At 69.1% G+C, this 18,494-nt stretch carries 3 protein-coding genes; 1 reads left to right on the top strand and 2 read right to left on the bottom strand.

The genetic code is table 11. The annotated features are described in order from the left end of the window. The first annotated feature begins 727 nt into the window (after positions 1-727). Positions 728-1,339, top strand: coding sequence for a hypothetical protein (locus B0F77_RS42625; RefSeq protein ID WP_425435812.1), 612 nt, complete (start codon positions 728-730; stop codon positions 1,337-1,339). Positions 1,340-1,422: 83 nt separating this feature from the next. Here the strand turns inward: B0F77_RS42625 and B0F77_RS42620 are convergent, their stop codons facing one another. Both B0F77_RS42620 and B0F77_RS48350 read right to left on the bottom strand, forming a co-directional pair. Continuing rightward, positions 1,423-2,277, bottom strand: coding sequence for an XRE family transcriptional regulator (locus tag B0F77_RS42620; RefSeq protein ID WP_245849422.1), 855 nt, complete (start codon positions 2,275-2,277; stop codon positions 1,423-1,425). A gap of 1 nt (position 2,278) precedes the next feature. Continuing rightward, entirely contained in the window at positions 2,279-18,349 is a 16,071-nt protein-coding gene (locus B0F77_RS48350; RefSeq protein WP_211294311.1) for a hypothetical protein, read from the bottom strand. Positions 18,350-18,494 lie beyond the last annotated feature (145 nt).

The raw sequence follows: 18,494 nt of genomic DNA, 5'->3' as shown, positions 1-18,494 counted from the left end.
TGTCGGTGCGCGCATGGCCACTACCAGCGCAGTTGGTGGTAGTTGAGGTGATCTGCAATCGATTACATCGGCTCGTAACTACAACCAACTTGCAGGTGCAGCATGGTGAGAGCGCGACCACCAGGGTCGCTGTGCCCGCTGTCGCGGACGTCCGTCCCTCCGGACCCGACAAAGCACTGCCAGGTCTCGGGCGAGCTGTGGTGACACGGATTCTCGTCGAACGCGCGAGCCGGCCGGCGTCGAATGCCGTCGAACGGCCGACCCCTCGACCAGACCACCGCGGCTACCGGTCTCACCGCCGCTCTGCCCATTCACGAACCACGAAACCCAGCCGCGCCCCTGCCCGCGAAACCGTGTCTGACCAGCAAGATCACCACGAATGAGGAACCTTAAAAGCATTTAAAAACCAACGTGGTCTAGTCCGCTTTGAACCCCGTCCGTGACCTCCCCGTAGTCATCGGTACAACCCCGATCGACCCCCGAGGAGAATCGAATGGGCGCTCGACACCGCAAGCCCGCCATGATCGGCGCGGGCGCCATGCTCGCGGTCGCCGCTGTCGCCGGTGGCATCTTCGCCTTCAGCAGCACCGACTCGAACGCGGCCGAGGACTGCGGCGGACTGGACACCGCCCTGCAGAACAACCTGAACTTCATCGCCGGGCAGCAGGCGAACCCCGACGCGCAGTCGGACGCTCGCATCGCCAACCGGCAGGCGGTGGTCAACCTCATCAACCAGCGGCGCCAGGCGGCCGGCTGTGGCAACGACGTCCAGGCGCAGCCCGCGAAGGGCCAGGCCGCCACGTCCGGTGAGGACTGCGGCGGGCTGGACAAGGCGTTGCAGAACAACCTGAGCTTCATCGCGGGGCAGAAGTCCAACCCGGACGCGCAGTCCGAGGCCCGCATCGCGAACCGGCAGGCCGTGGTCGACCTCATCCAGCAGCGACGCAAGGCGGCGGGCTGCAAGGGTGACGGCGGCGCGGCCGACCAGAACCAGGGCAACGCCGGCAACCAGGGTCAGACCACGGCCCAGCCCGCACCGAAGCCCCCGGCCAACGCCGGCCAGGGCAACAACAACGGTGGCAGCGCGACCGGCCAGCAGGTCTGCAACGGCTCCACCGTCACGCTGTCCGGCGAGGGCGGCGAGCCCGCCGCGTCGAGCGGCACGTTCCCGGTCGGCACCACGCTGAAGGTCACCAACCTGGACAACAACAAGTCCACGACGGTCAAGGTGGCGTCGGTGTCCGGCAGCTGCGCGCTGCTGAACAACGCGGCCTTCGAACAGGTGCGTGAGCCGGGCAAGTTCCTGATCCGCAACGCCAAGATCGAGAAGATCGGCTAAAACGTCCACAGTGGACGACGCAGGGCGGGTGTTCCCCACGAGGCGCGGGGGGAACACCCGCCCTGCCCTGTTTCACAACGAGATCAGGTCCACGTCCAGCGGAAACCACGCACGCCGGGCCGCACGTCCAGAGCGACGTCGAGCAGCGTGCGGCCGGGCTGCACCGCGGCACCGTCGAGCTGGGTGACGGAGGCCGGTACCGCGCCTTCGAACGTCACCTCCAGCACGTATTCATGGGTCGGCAGGCGGAACTTGCGCTCGTAGCTCGTCGCGACCGGACTCGGTGACAGGTGCACCAGCTCGTGCTCGATCACGATGCTCTCGCCCTTGCGCAGCACCTTGTCGAACAACAGCTCCGCGACCAGCAGGCCCTGCGCGGGGTCCTGCACCAGCTGACCGATCGTGCAGTTCTTCAACGCGCGGACCGCGGGCAACGGCCGGTCGCGCTCGTCGACGTGCATGATCACGACCCACCGGTCGGGGCCGTTCATGGACGCCGACAGCACCTGCCGCGACCGGAAGGACCGCTCGGTCCGGTCCGCGCCGATGGTCACGAAGTCCTGCTGGCTGACCCGGATCAGCTGGTCGTCCCACTGGGTGTCGAGGTCCTGCAACGCGGTCTCGACCCGCGTCGGCGCCGGCCAGAACGCCGACATCGGCTCCGGTGCCCTGCGCAGCCAGCGGCCGCGCGGACGGGGTGAACCCAGCAGGCCGGAGAGGTGCCCAGGCGGCACCTGCAGGATGTGTTCCAAGTGGACGACGGCCTGCAGCGACTTCTTGCGCTCCGGCCGGCTGCGGCCCGTCTGCCAGTAGCTCAGCGTCGCGAGCGACACCGAGACGCCGTTCTGGGAGAGGTGTTCCCGGAGTCGCTCCAGACCGAGACCGCGATTCGTGATCGCCGTCCGGAGCGCCTCCGCGAACTCTTCCACGCGCGTCACGCTAATGCATCGTCACGTCCGGCTGTAGACCCTGACGTGGCCGGTAGGTGACCTGCCGGCCCTCCAGCACCAGGTCGAGGTCGATCGTCTCCTGGAACGGCGGCCCCATCGGCCTGATCAGCACCGGCGTGGCGCCGCCCTGGTGGATCCGCACGTTGACGCTCAACTGGGTCGCGATCAGGTGTGCGACCAGGTCACGTGCGTTGCCGGCGCCGGCGTTCTCGTTGCCGTCCGCCTGCATGTGCCAGTTGGCGTTCTCCACCAGCGCGCCGTTCAGGTGGCCCTGGTGCATCGGCCTGCTGACGGTCCAGTCGGCCACCGCCCTGGTCACGGCCTGGTGCGTCGCGGCCAGGCTCACCACCTGCCGGCGCAGCGTGGCGGGGTCGATGCCCCGCGCCTGCCCGATCGCGGCGTAGAGGCCGTTGTTCGTGATCGGCGGCAACGGCTGGCGGACCAGCACGTCCTCGTTCAGGAACCGCAGTTGCCGCTGCGTGTGGCTGACGTGGTCGGACGCCACCAGCCCGTGCGCGGCGACGACCTTCTGGTCCTTCTGGATGCCGGCCGCCAGCTGGTTGAACGGAGCGGGCAGCGGCGCCGAGACGGCCGGGTTCATCCGGTTCTTCTGCGGTGCGCCGAGCTGGGTCTCCATCTTCCGCGGCGGGTTCCACGTGTTCGTGGTCTGCCCGTCGGCCGGCGGCAGGAACGGTTCGACCACCGCGTGCGCACCGGTGCCGAGCCGCTCGCGCTCGTCGGCGAATTTCGTGCCCGCCTTCGACGACTTGCCGTCGAGGAACCGCTCGGACACGTTCGGCAACGCCGTGTGCGACTGCGGCAGCTTGCCGTCCTTGATCAGCCCGTAGGCGATCCTGGACAGGTCGGTGCCGGTGTCGCCCGCGACGAAGTCCGTCGTGAACGCCTGACCGCGCACCGGGTGCCGGTTGTTCTGAACGTCCACACGGGCCTGTTCGGTGGCCACTTCCATCAGCGCCGGGTCGGCCGGCGTGTGCAGCTTGGCCAGTTCCTTGGCGTAGAACCTGTTCAGCGACTGGCCGAGCTGCCCGAACTCCGCCTGGCCCTCGCCGAACCGCACCGACGGGTCGGCCAGCGGCACCAGACCGTCGAAGAAGAGGTTCGGTTCCGGCGTGTACGGCAGCAACGGGTGGATGCCCTGCTGGTTGCGGCGCGCGTGCATGTCCGCGTTGATCGCGTGCTCGAAGCGTTCGGTAAAGCCCTGCTCGGCGAGCTTGTCCCGGTAGGCCTGCTTCTGCGCGTCCGTGGTCTTCGGGTCGTTGTCGATCCGCGTCAGCACGTCGTTCTGCAGCTGCTGCGGTGTGACGGTCACGCGGTAGCCGCCGCCGACCATCAACGGCCGCAACGGCGCCGGGACGTCCGGTCCGTCCGCCGGGCCGACCTCGTCGGCGTCCATGAGCTGCGTGACGTGGTCGAAGACGTGCCCGCCCTGCCGCGTCCTGCGGTCGCCCGCGTCGAAGTCCATCACCGACACGTACGGGTGCGTGCCGTTGGCGGCCAACGCGGTCACCGCGAACTCGTGCGCGTTGCTCTCCAACGTGCTGTTGCGCGTCTCGCCGAACTTGAAGCCCTTCGGCCCGTGCGGAACGCTCACCAGCGCGATCGGCTCCGCGTGGCCGTTCACCACCGGCGTGGCGGCGGCGATCGCGGCGTCGATGTCGGCCTGCGACGCGGCGTTCACGCCCAGCACGAACGCCACGCGGCCGTTCATGTCGGAGGTGTTGGCCATGACGCCGTTGATCACGCTGTCCAGCTGGTCCAGCTCGCCCGCGCGGACGATCATGCTGACCACGAACGCCGGCGGCTCGTCGTTCGCGATGCCCTCCCGCGTGCGGGCGAGATAGTTGTCCGCGGTGATCGGGGTGAGAGTCTGCCCGTTCGCGAGGTTCTGGAACGCCGCGTTGTGCACGCCGTTCTCGTTGACCAGCTCGACCGGCTGGATTTGCTCGACCGGCTCGGACATCTCGACGTCGTGGTCCGCGTTGTCCTCAATGGACAGATCGGCCAGGTCCTCGCGGGTGCGCTTGACGGAGTCGCCGGCCGCATGAGCGTCCAGGTGTTCGTTGCCGCGCTTGGGCATGTTCGGCGGCGGCACGTCGGACCGCTCCTCGACCACGGGCTGAGGACGGTTGTGCGACTGCAGCGCCTTCATCCGGTCCTCGACCAGCTGGAGGTGCCGCGGCTTGAGCGTCGCGTCCGCCTGGTCGATGCCCTGGGTCATGGGGGAGTTGTCGTTGACGACGCGGCCCCGGCCGTCCTGGTGCTGGAAGATCGGCTTCACGGCGCCGGTCTCCAGGTACTCGTCGCGCAGGCCGAGGAAGTGCCCGACCTCGTGCGCGAGCTGTCGCGAGCCCGTGTGCGCGGGCCAGGTGAGCTGGTTCGCCCGGCCCTGCGGGTCGTCGGTGACGTCGATCGTGGCGTGCGCGTCCGCCGGGTTGTCGGTGAACTCGACGGTGACGTGGAACTGCTCGCCGCCGGGCAGCCGGTAGCCCTGGTTGAACATCTCCTCGACGCCCGCGCGAGTGCGGTCCTGCACGTCGGTGTTGCCGTTGTTCAGGTGCAGGCGCACGGTGAAGTCGCGCACCGGCACGCCGTCGACGTTCAGCACGCGGTTGTCGTAGGCGATCGGACCGCGCCAGGCCTGCATCTTGATGCCTTGTGGCGTGATCGTGGTGTTGCTGAGAACACCGCCGTCCTCGCCGCGCACCCAGCTGGAGGCAGGGGTGGTGGCGCGGGCGTCCGCGATGGCCTGCGCGGACACCGGGTTGCTCGGGTCGAACCACGGCGCACTGGTCTCGGTGCTGTGCAACGGACTCGGGTCGGCCGGCGAACGGTTCGAGGTGTGCTCGGCGGACGGTTCGCTGCTCGCGGCAGGCGCGTTGGGCGGCGATGGCGGCAGCTCCGTGGCCACTTCACCGCCCGTGTCACCGCCCGTGTCACCGTCGTCGGTGTCGGTGTCGCTGGACCTCGTCGTGACGGGCTCGTTGTTGTAGTCGGCGATCTTCTGGTCGACGACCGCCTTCTTGTCCCACCACTCCTGCTGCTTCACGTCCGCGGCCCGGCGCGCGTCGTCGAGCTTGATCTCCGCGTCCTTGATCAGGCCCTGCTGGGTCGCCCGATCGGTGTCGAGGCGGGCCACCTCCTGCTCGTGCCTGGTCTCCGCCGACGTGCGGGCAGCGTCCGCCCGCGCGACGGCCTGCTCCTGCGCGGTGAGCTCCGCGCGCCGGGCGTCGGCTTCCTGAAGCTGGATCTCCAGCTCCGCACGGGCGTCGGCGAGCTGCTTTTCGGCCTGGTCCAACGCCGTTTGCGCGTTGTTCGCGGTCTGCTGTGCGTTCCGCAGCGCCGCTTCCGCATTGGGCTGTTCGGCCTGAACGTCGAGCTGTGCCGCCGCCACCTGAGACTGCGCGGCCAGCACGTCGAGTCCGAGGTCGTGCACCCGCGGCACGAGGTCCGCGATGGTGGCCTCGGTGCGGGCGGCCTCACGACGCGCGGTCTCGGCCTGTGCCTCCAGGGCCGGCAGCTTCGCCTGTTCGTTCAGGTGCTGCTCGATCGACGCGTTGTAGTCGATCTGCACCTGGGTGAACTGGGAGTCGTTCTTCGCGAGCTTCGCGGCGGCGTCGTTGATCACCTGCTGCGCCGCGTGGCGCTGGGCGTCGACGTCGACCTCGGCCTTGCGCCAGTCGTCCGCCGCCTTCTTGACCTCGGTCTGCGCGTCGGTCAGTGCGGGGCTGAAGTCGTGGCGCAGCACGGTTTGCGCTTCGGCGGCGGGCATGCGGACCGACGCCGAGCTCGGCACGGACAGGTCGATCACGGCGGTCCTGCCACCGATCGTGGCGACCACGCGGTACTCGACGCCGAACTGGACCAGTCCGGTCCGGTCCTTCGGCTTGAGGTTGCTGGTCCTGTTGTCGGTCAGGCCACCGGACCCGGCTGTCGAGTCCTCGCCCGCGTGCCGCAGCTCGACGCCGCTGGCGGCGAAGTTGACGGTGTCCTTCGGGTCGGTGCCCTGCTTGACCGAGACGCCACCGGTCGCGAGACCGACGGACACATCACCGGTCTCGGCCACCTTGGCGTCGGTGCTGGTGGAGCTGACCTGCGACTTCGGGTTCTCCAGCGCCACGCTGTCGCTGAGCGAGCCCAGCGCCGGGTCGACGAGCTTCGCGTAGACCTTGACGTCGGCGTCCTGGCCGAACGTCAGCGCCGCCTCCTTCAGGCCCGGCACGGTGAGCGGGCCGGACAGCATCGACGGCAGGTGCGGCTGCAGGTTCTCCGGGCTCAGCGTCGCCAGCAGGCTGTTCAACGAGCCCGTGCCCTTGCCGGTGAGCCCCTTGCCCGCGCCCGCTTCCTTCAGCGCGTCGATCGCCGCCTGGCGCAGGTCCTGGGCGCCGCGCAGGGTCTCCACCGACGCGGTCGGCGGCAGTGCGGCCGGGTTGCCCGCCTTCTGCCAGTCCGCGGCGGCCTGCGGGGTGCCCTGAGCCGCGGGTTGCGGCGTCGGATCCGCCTGGTACGCGGACGTTTCGGCGTCGCTCACGACCTTCTGGTTGTCCGCGTGCAGCCGGACGACCATCTCCTGCGGGCCGCTGTCGGCCCTGGCGACGACCTGGTCGCCCTTCTCGACCACGAGCTCGAACTCGACGGGCACGGCGTAGCGCGCCGCCGGTCCGCTCGCGCCGCGGAACTGGCTGAACTGGTCGGCCGTCGAGTTCGTGACCGAACTGCTCTTGGACTGACCGATGTTCGCCGCCGCGATCACACCCGCGGTGCCGGACACGTTCGGGTTCGCGCCGCCCGGCGCGGCGAGGCCGGGGGCCTTGAGGCCGAGACCCCAGCCGGTGCCGCGGCCCTGGCCGTCGGTGATCTTCTTCGAACCCTGCGCCGTGTGCTCCATCTCGACGCCGTCGTTGACGACCTCCTGGAACCGCGGCGTGTCCGCCTTGGCCCGCAACGTGACCTGGAACGAGTCCTTGCCGAACGTGCCGGGCTGGTGCACCAGCAGCGGCACACCGCCGTCCAGGGCGCTGTCGATCATCGCCTTGACGCTGGCCGGCGAGCTGAAGTCGACCAGGCGCTGCAGGTTGTTCATCGAGTCCTTGAGCACCGAGTCCGGCACCAGCGGGTCGCCGAACCTCTTCGCGGTCTTGAGGTTGACGTCCTCGGACAGCTTGGACACCACGCCGGACAGGTCCGGCACGCTCTCCACAGTGGACAGACCCAGCGCGCCGGGTTCGCCCTTGGCGACGGTCGCCGGCGGCGCCATCTTCGGGAACTCGGGCTTGGGCACGGTCGGCTGCACGTCGGGCAGCAGGCCCATGTCCCGCGCCACGTCCTCGGTGACGCGCACGAACACCGAGTTCGGCAGCGTGACCGTCGCGCCCTCGGCCCGCGGCGTGCTGCCCGCGATGAAGTTCGCCGCGCGGCTCTCCCCGACGACGGTGACGTCCGCGTCGAGCTGCACCAGCACGGTGCGCCCGCCGGCGGGCGTCACGAAGTTGCGGTCGACGGCGCCGCCGATCTCGTTGGACGACGACTTCGAGTCCGACCACGGCGTGACCTTGCCGGCCACCGCGACACCACCGGCACCGCTGGCGGGCCTGGGCTCGCCGGCGGGCGGGGGAGTGACGTTCGGCCTGATCGGCAGGTTCATGCCGCCGGTGATGTCGACCGACCGGCTGGTGGACGACACCGAGCCGGCCTTGTACCCACCGGTGGAGGCGTTCTCGGTCGCGGTGTTGTCCGAAATGGACACGATCTTCGGGTTGTTCAGCTGGAACGACACGCCGATCGCACCCGTGCGGTCGGTGACCCGGCGGTCGTACTTGAGGCCCTGCTCCTGGATGCCGGTCTCGGTGAGCGTGCGCAGGTTCGCCTTGATGTTCTCCGGGGAGAACATCTTGTCGATCTGCGCCCGTGACGCGGTTCCCGGCACGGTCAGCGCGGAGTCGCCCTTGGCGGCCCGGTTGAGCGCGTCGATGGCCTGGTCGCGCAGCGCCGTCGTGTTCGCGACGGCCTCCACGTGCAGGAAGTCCGGTGCCTTCTCCTTGGGCTTGGTGCTCAGGAGCTCCTTGACCGTCGGCGCGTCCTTGAGCGTCCGGATTTCCGGCTTGCCCGGCTCGAAACCCTTGCCGGGGTCGGTGTCCAAAGTGGAGCTGTCCGACACCCACAGGTTGACCCCGCCCTTGATGGGCTTGAGGTCACCGGCGCCGGTGCTCGCCACCGTGTGCTGCTCCGGCGCGTGGAAGCCGGGAGCGCCCGGCACGACGCGGCGCACCCACGCCCGCGGCCGGGTGAACGTGGTGATCTCGACCTCGAACTCCACGTCGTGCCGGAACACCTGGGCGTCCGGGCTGCCGACGTTGAGCGAGGTGCTGTTGACCGTCGGACCGGCCGCGGTCTTGTCCGACCACGCGTGGTTGTACTTCACACCGAACTGCGGCGTGGGCGTCAGCGTCGCGTCCGCGGTCTTCGCGGGGATCGTCACCTTGCCCTCGACGCCACCGCTCCAGCCCTTGGTGGTCGTGGTGGACGCGTCCAGCTTCGGGCCGGTCGACGACGCGTCCCTGATGTTGCGCGCGTCGGCCTGACCGAGGTGCCGCGGGTTGGTCAGCTTCGCCTTGACGGTGACGTTGACGAAGGTGTTGGTGGTCTTGCCGCTGTTCTTCAGCTGCACCTGGACGCCGGGGCCCATCAGGCTGTCCATGTTGGTCTTCAACGCCGCCGGCGAGAGCTGCGAGGTCAGCTTGCGCTGGTTCGCGAGCTGCTCGGCGACGTCGGAGAAGCCCTTGCCCTTGCCGCTGCGCGGGTTCGCGTTCGGGTCGTTCCAGTTCGGCAGGAACTTCCCGAAACCGGGCAGACCGCGCAGCGCTTCCTCGACCTGGGTCTGCACCTGCGCAGCCGCCTCGAACTCGCCGACCTTGGCGTTGCCCGCGGCGATCGCGCCACCCAGGTACGGCGGCGGGAACTTCTTGCCCTTGTTGGTCTCGTCGACCGTCGAGTTGCGGGTGCCGTCGGGCGTGGGCAGGCCGAGCGCGCCGGCTTCGGGCAGACCCATCCGCATGTAGGTGGTGACGGGCACCTTGACGTTGGCACCGCTGGGAGTGCGGACCTCGACCTCGGCGGTCACCTTGTACAGACCGGTACTGCCCTTGACCTGGATGCCGCTCTTGTGGGTGGTGTTGATGCCCGCGTTGACGTTCTCCGCGACGCGCGCGGAGTAGCCGACGCTGACGCCGACCTGGCCGCCGACCGCGTTGGGCACGCCGATGTTGCCGCCGAACCCGGCGGTGACGTCGCCGCCGGACTTGGTCGTCGAGGACACACCACTGCTGTGCGCAGCCGTGTCGTGCAGGCGCAGTACCGAACTGTCGTGTGTACCAACGAGTTCCGCCGTCTGCAGCTTCGCCGTCATCTGCACCGCGGCGCCCTTGCTGGCGTGCGGGCTGATCAGGTCCGGCGAGGTCACGTAGGCGCCGCCGAGCATCGCGCCCATGTTGTTGCGCATGGACGTGGGGCTCAGGAAGTTCTGCAGCGCCTCCCGGCCGGGCGAGCCGACCTTGACGATCGACGGGTGCAGCTTGCGCGCGACGTCGTCGAACGCCTTCTGCTGGTTGTCCAGCGACACCGTCTCCGGCGCGGGGTGCTCGATCTTCGCGCCCCAGTTGGCGTCCGGCGGGGTGACCGCGGCGGACGTGTTGCCGGAACCGGTGATCGTGGCGAGGTCGTTCGGGATCTGCAGCGTGACGTCGGTGCCGGTGTTGACCGGGGCGATCGTCCGGACGTCGCCGTTCGCGTCGGTGAGCGTGATGTCGTACGACACCCGCACGGTCGACTGGGTCGAGCCCTCGCCGGCGCGGATGATCCGCTGGTCGGTGAGCGCCGACGACGTGCTCTGCGCCTGCGCGGGCGTGGCGAACTGCGCCTTGCCGCCCAGCGAGCCGTACGGGCCCATGGCGACGCCGGCCGTGGCCGAGCCGCCGATGTCGTTGGCCGTGGCGACGGTGTGCGTCGTCGAGGACGAGTTGCCGGACTGCGCGGTGGCGTCGACCTTGACGTTCGGCGCGTCCACCGGCGCGGTGTCGGTCTGCGCCTGCATGGTGGCGCGAACGTTCGCCTCGTACCAGGTGTTGCCGATCTTCACCTGGAAGTTGCGGCCGTTGTCCAGGAACGACTCGAAGTTGCCGTCGAGCGCCTGCTGGATGCGGGCGGCGTCGGCGGGCTTGAGGTTCGGAATCGCGTTGGTGACCTGCTCCGTACCACGCACGTCGGTCGCCGCGATCGTGCCGAGCGCCTTGTTGTCCTGGAAGAACTTCGGCAGGTTCTGCTGTCCCGGCATCACCTGCCCGACCTCGGGCGGGGTCAGCGTGACCATCGGGATGACCGGGTTCGGCGTCCGCGTCGGGGGCGCCGGACGCGTCTCGACGTCCTCGTCGACGTCCATGTCGGCGTCGAGGTCGCTGTCGAGGCCGAGGTCGGCCATGCCGGGCCCCAACTGGGTGGACGGGCCGGGGCCGCCGTCGTCGGTCGACTGCGACAGTCCCGCGTTCGCCGGGTCGTGCGGGGCGAAGGTGGTCCTGCCGTTGTCGTTCGGCCGCGCGTCGATGTCCAGCACGGCGCCGGGGTTCGCCCCGGTGCCGCCGAAGGGCTGGATCGGCGTGGCGGGCCAGCCGGGACCGTGGACCCGGATCGGCCGGCCGATCTCGGTCGCGAGCAGCTGGACCGCCAGCTCCTCGGCCTTGGCCAGCTTCGCGTTGTCCGCAGCCTGTTCCGCGGCGTCGATCTCGTTCTGGGCGGCGCGTTCGTCCGCGTTCAGCTCATGACCGGGTGTCCCGGTGTTGTCGACCGGCACGACACCGGTGCCGGGCTGGTACTTCGGGTGGATGGGAAGCTGCCGCGCCGGCACCGGCTCCAGCATCGCGGCGGCCAGATGGCCGTTCGCGAGGTCGTGCTGCTGCCGGAACCGCGCGATGTCCGTGGTCGTCTCGGTGGAGGCGGTCGACCCCTGTTGCACGGCACCCTGACGCAGGCTCACCGGCGTCTGGCCCTTGGGGTTGCCCATGGCCTGGTGCACCGCGTTGTACAGGCCGTCGGGCCTCGGCGGGAGCGAGAGCGGCAGGACACCGTGCTCGAGCGTGCCGAACACACGGGTGACGTTGCTGTTGTTGTCCGACAGCGCCAGCTCCACCATGGCGGCCATCTTGTGCTGCTTCGTGCCGGGCTCGTACTTCGGCAGCGCCGCTTCCTTGAGCTGGGTCTCCGCCCGCTTCTCCGCCGCAGTCTTCTTCGGCTGCCTGCCCTTTCCGCCCGTGGACGGACCGGCGGTCGCCGGCGGAGTCGTCGTCGCCTGGGGGTCGAGGCCCGAGTAGCCGTGCCCGTCCGGCAGCGGGACCGAGACGTTCTTGTCGAGCGTGTTCTTGTCCTGCCAGCCGAGCTTGCGCGCGTCCTCCGGGGTCGGCGTCCAGCCGCCCTTGGTGTCAACATGCGTCTGGACGCCCGTGTGGTAGTCCGGGTCGGTGTAGGTGTGTTGCTTGAGCTGCTGCGGCTCGCGTCGTTCGTGCGGCCTGTTCTGGAACTCGTTGCGGATGTTCGCGGGAGACGTGCCCTGCTTGGCCGCCTTGTCCGCCGGTCCGGGAGGACCACCGAAGAACCGGCCGGGCGTCGAGTCGTAGTTGACGTGCGACTGCGCCCAGTCCCTGCCCTCCTGCTTGGCGAAGCTCAGCCCGATCCGGGACAGGTCGGTGCCGGCCGCGCCGTTGACGAAGTCCGTGGAGAAGGTCTCGCCGCGGTACGGGTTGCGGTTCGTGGCGCCGTCGACGGCCGAACCGGACGCGATCTCGTGCACAGGATCGGTCCCGGAGGCGGCCTCGTGCTTGTTGATCTCGACGATCTCGGTCGCGGCGAACGTGTTCATCGACTGGCTGAGGCCGTTGAACTCGGCGGCGTTGTCGCTGAACTTGACGTTCGGGTCGACCAGCGGGACGACGGCGTCGACGAAGAGGTTCGGCTCCGGCATGTACGCGAGCAGCGGGCTCGTGTCGGACAGCCGGACCCGCGCGTCCATGTCGTCGCGCATGGCCTGGTGGAACCGGTCGACGAAGCCGGGCTTGGCGACCTCGGCCCGCGCCGTGACGAGGGCGGCCGTGTCGGCGGCGTGCGCCTTCTCCTTCTTCTCGAGCGCCTTGACCTTCTTGTCGTGCGCGTCGAGCGTCTTCTGGTCGGGGTTGCTCTGCGCGAGGACTTCCGCCTCGGCGTCGAGAGCCGCCCTGTCGGCCTCCAGCTTCGGGGCCTCCGTGTCGAGCTTCTGCTGCTCCGCGTTGATGCGGTTGTCGATGTCGGTCATGAACTGGGTCTCGTTGTCGACCCGGTAGCCACCGGCGAACAACAACGGCCGGACCGGACCGGCGTCCGTGTTCATGGAGTCGGTGAAGTGGTTGAAGATGTCCTTCTGGCCACCGGCCACCGTGCGCGAACCCGTGTCGAAGTCCTGGATCGAGATGTACGGGTGGGAACCCTTGTCCAGCAACGCGCCGACCGCGTACTTGGTGGCGTTGCTGTTCATCGTCTCGTTGCGCATCGTCCCGTAGGGGAACGTGGCGGACTTCGCGGTCGGCACGGGGTTGTCGAGCTGAACGATCGCGATGGCCTCAGGCCGGCCGGCGACCTTCGCGTTCGCCGCCTCGATGGCCGTCTGCATCGCGGCCCTGTCCGCTGCCTTGCCGTTCACGCCGACCACGAAGACCATGTTGTTCTTCAGGTCGCCCGCGTCCGCTGTCATGGCATGGACGACGGCCTCGATGTCGTTGCCGGCCGCGTTCAGCTGCGCGTGGTTGACGATCATGTTGACGACGAACGACGGCTGCTTGTTCGCGTCGACGCTCTCCTTGAGCTTGCCGAGGTACGAGTCCTTTGTGGGCAGTTCGGGACTGCTGCCGTTCACCAGGTTCGCGAACGCCTGGTTGTACTTGAAGTTCGCCGCGCCGATGGACGGCACCTCGGCGATGGGGGTGACCTGGCCGTCGACGTCCATCGACGTGCCGGTGTCCGGGTTGCTCGGACCGGGCTCGGCCCACGTGTGGTCGCGGGCCTGGCGCTTGTTCTGGTGGCTGTCGGGCCTGGGAGCGCTGGTGTCGTTGGCCGGATCGTGCCTGCGCTTCATCGGCCGGGTGTCGCCCTCGACGTCCGTCGTGGTGCCGGGCCTGGCGCCGGGACCGGGCTTCGTGTCCTGGCTCGGCGGCGTCCATCCCGCCGGCGGCGGCACGGTGGCCGGTCCGGCGGGCTCCAGCCTGGTGTCGGGGACCATGACCTGGCTGTTGGCGGTGCGTTCGACGAGCCACAGGTGCCGCGGCCGCAGACCGGGGTTGTCGAGGGTGAGGTCGGCGCCCATCATGCCGCCGTCGTCCTGGTGCACGCCGGAGTTCGTGTCGTGCTGCTGGAAGACGCGGCTCGAGTCCTTGTACTCGTCCGGGATGCCGAGGTAGTGCAGCGTCTCGTGGGCGAGCACCTCCGGCTTGGTGCCGGGCTGCCAGTGCGTCTGGTCGACCTTCGGGTTGTTCGGATCGACCTTGACGCTGGTGTGCGCGTCCGCCTTGTTGTCGGTGAACTCCAGGTTGAGGTGGAACTGGTCACCGCTGGGCAGCCGGTAACCCTGGTTCAGCAGCTCGTCGACACCCTTGGCGGCGTCCTGCTTGACCTGCTCGACGACCTTGGGATCGGTGCCCTGCGCAGGGTCGATGTGCACCTTGACGGTGTACTCCTGCACGAAGTTGCCGGGGCTCGTCTCGATGCGGCGCAGGTCGTAGTTGATGAGTCCCTTGTAGGACTTGATGTTCGTGGGCGTGCTGGACGTCTTCACGTCGTGGACGGTCTGGTTGACCGTCCGGACGTTCTTGTCGTCACGGCGATCGGCCCAACTGCTCCGGTCGGCCGGGTCCTTCGGTGCGAACCAGTCCGCGGTCCGCGCGGGGTCGTGCCGCCACGACTCGTCGGTGATGACGTCCTTGCCCCGGTGGGATTCCGGGGTCGGCGGGGTCATCGCGGGCGGGGCGCCACCGCTGCGCACCTGCGCGGGCGGTGCGTCGGTCCGCGCTTCGGTCGTCGTGTCGCTGCTCGGCGGAGCGGGGCGGGTCGCGTTCCGGTCTTCCTGGAGCTGGTGGGTGAAGTCCAGGAGGTCCGTGAGGTGGCCGGTCGGGTGGCCGCCCGCCTCCGCGTCCCGGATCTGCTGCTCGACGTGGCTCTGCACGGCCGCGATGTCGGCGTCGCCGAACTGGCGCCAGCCGAACGAGTTCGGGTCGGCTGGCTGCTGCAGCGCGTACGTGGTGAGTGCCGCGTCGCGGTTGTTCGTGAGCTGGTCGACCCGGTTCTGGGCGCGCTGGACCTCGCGGTCCGCCAACTCCTGACGGACCTCCTGCTCGTCGAGCATCGACTGGGTCTTGAGGCTGTCCGGCACCAGGTCCGAGGCGTTCCACCGGTTGCGGGCGGCCTCGGCCTTGGCGAGATTCTCCTGCGCGACCTGCATTCGCCGGTCGTAGGCCTCTGGACTGCTCGCGGTCCGGGAGATGTCGAGCATGTTCTGGATCGCGGCCGCGCGATCCGGGGTGTTCGCGTACGCCGGGTTCTGCTGCATGTCGCGCAGTGCCGCGGAGTCCAGGCCGTACAGCGACGCCTCGAACGACCGCTGTGGCGTGCCCTCGTGGACGGGGCCGAACCCGCCGGGGACGACGAGGTCAACGTCCGGAACCTCGGACCGGGCCGCCGGGTCCTGCATGAACGGCCGCGGTTGCGGGCGGGGTTCGACCGCCGGTGGCTGGTTTTCGTTCGCCGGGGCGCGGTCCTGGACGTCGTTGTCCGCGTTGGTGTTCGCGTCGTTCGGCTGGATCGGGCCCTCGTCGACGATCCGCATGTTCCTGAGCTGGTCCTGCAGCCGGTCCAGGTCCGGGGTCGGCTGGCCGCCGGCGCGCGCGTCGTTGATGAGGTTCGCGACGTGGTTTTCGAGGTCCGCGGCGTCCTGGGGCGTCACCGACCGCCATCCGGGGGCGTTCGGGTCGGCCGGCAGGTTCAGCGCATACGCGGTGAGCGCGTCGTTGCGGTCGTACTGCAGGTTCAGCAGATCGTTGGTGAGCTCCATCTCGTGCAGCTCGAGGTTCAGCTGCTCCGCCTGGCGCTGGGCCTGGTCGGTGCGCATCAGCTCGGTCTTCCAGGCGTCCGGCAGCGCGTCGGTGATCTGCTTCAGGTCGTTGATCTGGTTGCGCGTGTCCTTGATCTCGCCCTGGATGTCCCGCAGGTGTTGCTCGATGCCGCCGTCCTTCTGGGCGACCTGCTGGTTGCGGGACATCTGCTCGATCTGGCGCGAGCGTTCCGGGTTGTCGCGGTTCTGCTGAGCCAGATCATCGAGCTCGGCGGAGGACTTGCCGAACAGCGAGGCCTTGAACGCCGCGGTCTCCTGCGCCTGGCGGTGTTGCTGGGCCTCGAGAGCGGCCTGGCGTTCCGCGTCGCGCTCCGCGGTCCGGGCCATGTTCTCCCGGTTGCGCTGCTGGAGGTCGTCCAACCGCTGCAGGACCGAATGCATGTTCTCGGCCTGGGCGACACGATTGCTGTACTCGGGGTTGGTGGCGAAGGACAGCTGGAGCTCTGACTGCTTCACCACCGCCTCGGCCTCGGCGATCTTCGAGTCGAAGTCGAAGCCGCTGTGGTCCTCGCCGGTGCCGAACCAGCGGTTCATGAAGCCGTTGAAACCGGCGTGGTCGTCCTTGCCGTCGCGGAAGTCCTGCAACACCTGGTTGGCCTTGTCGACCTGGGCGGTCAGCCCGTCCACGCCGTGCCGGGTGATCTGCGCCATCGCGGCACGCGCGTCCAACTCGTTCTGCACCCGCTCGTGCAGAGCCTTCAGGTCCGTGGTGTCGAACCCGGCGTTCTCGGCCGCCGCGATCTGCTCGGTCAGGTGGGCGTCGATCTGGGCGAGCGGGGCGGGCTTGATCTTCGCGAGCCCGTCCGCGTTCGGGCCGGCGACGAACGTGTCGATGGCGTGGGTCATGCCCACCCTGGGGCCCGCGGCCCTCAGCGAGTCGATCTGGCTGTTGGTGTTGTTGAGGAGATCGGTGTACGTCGCGACGTCCTGCTTGCTCTGGGCCGTCTGCGCCCGTTCCTGCGCGTTCTGGAGCGCCTCTGGCTTCCAGGACGCCTTGGACTTCGCCTCGTCGATCCGGTTCTGCAGGTCCGACTGCCGGTCCAGCAGGTTGTTCAGGAATCCACGCGGGCCATCGGGGTGCGCGGCCGCGCGCTTGATCAGCTGCGTCTGCTGCGCGGCGTTGTAAAGGCCCTCGTCCTGACGCCCCTTGTACAGGTCGCCGATGGTCTGGTTGACCTCAGCCGAGGACTTGCCCCCGAGCCAGGCCTCCATGCCGGCGCGGACCTCCTGCGGCGTCGGACCGCCGAGCGCGCTGAACGTGCCGTTCTGCGAGTTGATCTGCACCTGCGGCGCGAACGGCTGGCCGTGGACGGTCTGCACGCCGTTGTTGTCGACGACGAGCTGCACGTCCAACGCCTGCGCGACCGTGTCGGGCAGGTGCTTGCCGACCTGGGAGTCGTTCCACGACGGCGTCTGCATGCCCTTGGCGACCAGATCGGCCGACGTCGGCAACGCCCCGTTCTCCTTCACCGACTGGGTCACGTGGTTGACCACGTCGACGTCGCCGGGGGTCATGCCGTCGGTGTTGAGACCCGCGTTCACGACGTCCCAGCGTTTGGACGACCCGTTCGCGAGGTCGTTCGCGAGCGCGGCCTGCCACTGCTGCACCTTGGCGTCGGTGTTGGGGCTGCCGGGGTTCGGTTCCAGGTCGGGGTGGAACTTCGCCAGCGTGTCCGCGTCGACCTTGCTCGCGACCCAGTTCGACAGACCGGGAGCGTTCAGCCCGGGGTGGTCGTGGTTCTGCGGGTTCTGCCGGATGTCGTTCAGAACGGTGTCCACAGTGGACTGCACGTCGCTGATGCCGACCAGCGGTGACGCGTTCGGCATCGGCGCGTTCTGGAACGCCGCGCTGCGCAGCACCGACTCCACCAGCCCGACGCTGTCGAGGTTCGGCAGGTGCGTCTGGTGGGGTCGATTGTCCACATTGGTGCCGACGTCACCGGGGAAAGCGCCGGGCATGGACGACACGGGCGCCGGCCTCGTGTCCGGTTCGGGACGGGGGTTCGGGACGTCGCGGTCGGTGTCCTGCCGTGGTGCGGGCGCGGGCGTGTCGGTCTCCGGCCGGGGAGTCCAGCCGGCGGGCGGCGGCACGGTGGCCGGCCCAGCAGGGTTGATCGTGGTGTCGGGCACCATGACCTGGCTGTTGGCGGTGTTCTCGATCAGCCACAGGTGGCGGGGCCGGATGCCGGGGTCGGGCAGGTGGACGTCGGCGCCCATCAGGCCGCCGTCGTTCTGGTGCACGCCGGAGTTCGTGTCGTGCTGCTGGAAGACGCGGCTCGAGTCCTTGTACTCGTCCGGGATGCCCAGGTAGTGCAGCGTTTCGTGGGCCAGCACCTCGGGGCTGGTGGCGGGGTTCCAGTTCAACTGGTCGACGTTGGGGTTGTCCGGGTCGACCTTGATGCTGGTGTGCGCGTCCGCCTTGTTGTCGGTGAACTCCAGGTTGAGGTGGAACTGGTCACCGCTGGGGAGCCGGAAACCATGGTTCAGCAAGCTGTTGACGCCGTTGGTGGCGTTGTCCTTCACCTGCGCGACGAGGTCGGGGTCGGCGTTCGCGGCAGGGTCGATGTGCACCTTGACGGTGTACTCCTGCACGAAGTTGCCGGGAGTGGTCTCGATGCGGCGCAGGTCGTAGTTGATGAGTCCCTGGTAGGACTTGATGTCCGACGGCGTGCTGTCGGTGCGGACGTCGTGGACCGTCTGGTCGACCGTGCGGACGTCGGTGTCGTTGCGGCGGTCGGCCCAGGTGCTGCGGTCGGCCGGGTTGTTCGGGTTGGACCAGTCCGCGGTCTTGGCCGGGTCGTGCCGCCACGACTGGTCGGTGCGAACGTCCTTGCCCTGGTGGGATTCCGGGGTCGGCGGCGTCATGGCCGGCGGGGCGCCGCCGTTGCGCACCTGCTTCGGCGCCTCGTTCTTGGCGTCGCTGTCGTTCTTGGTGTCGGACTTGGTGTCCGCCTCGTTCTTGGCGTCGCTGTCGTTGTTCGGGGCGGGAGGCGCCGAAGCAGGTGCGCAA

The sequence above is a fragment of the Lentzea kentuckyensis genome, assembly GCF_002150765.1.
Taxonomy (GTDB): domain Bacteria; phylum Actinomycetota; class Actinomycetes; order Mycobacteriales; family Pseudonocardiaceae; genus Lentzea; species Lentzea kentuckyensis.
The sequence above is the reverse complement of the archived record's forward strand: the minus strand, read 5'-3'. Positions and strand labels throughout refer to the sequence as shown.

Bases quoted from the DNA above. Each gene is read 5' to 3' on its own strand.
- B0F77_RS48350 (WP_211294311.1), bottom strand. From the start codon at position 18,349: ATGACGCCGCCGACCCCGGAATCCCACCAGGGCAAGGACGTTCGCACC.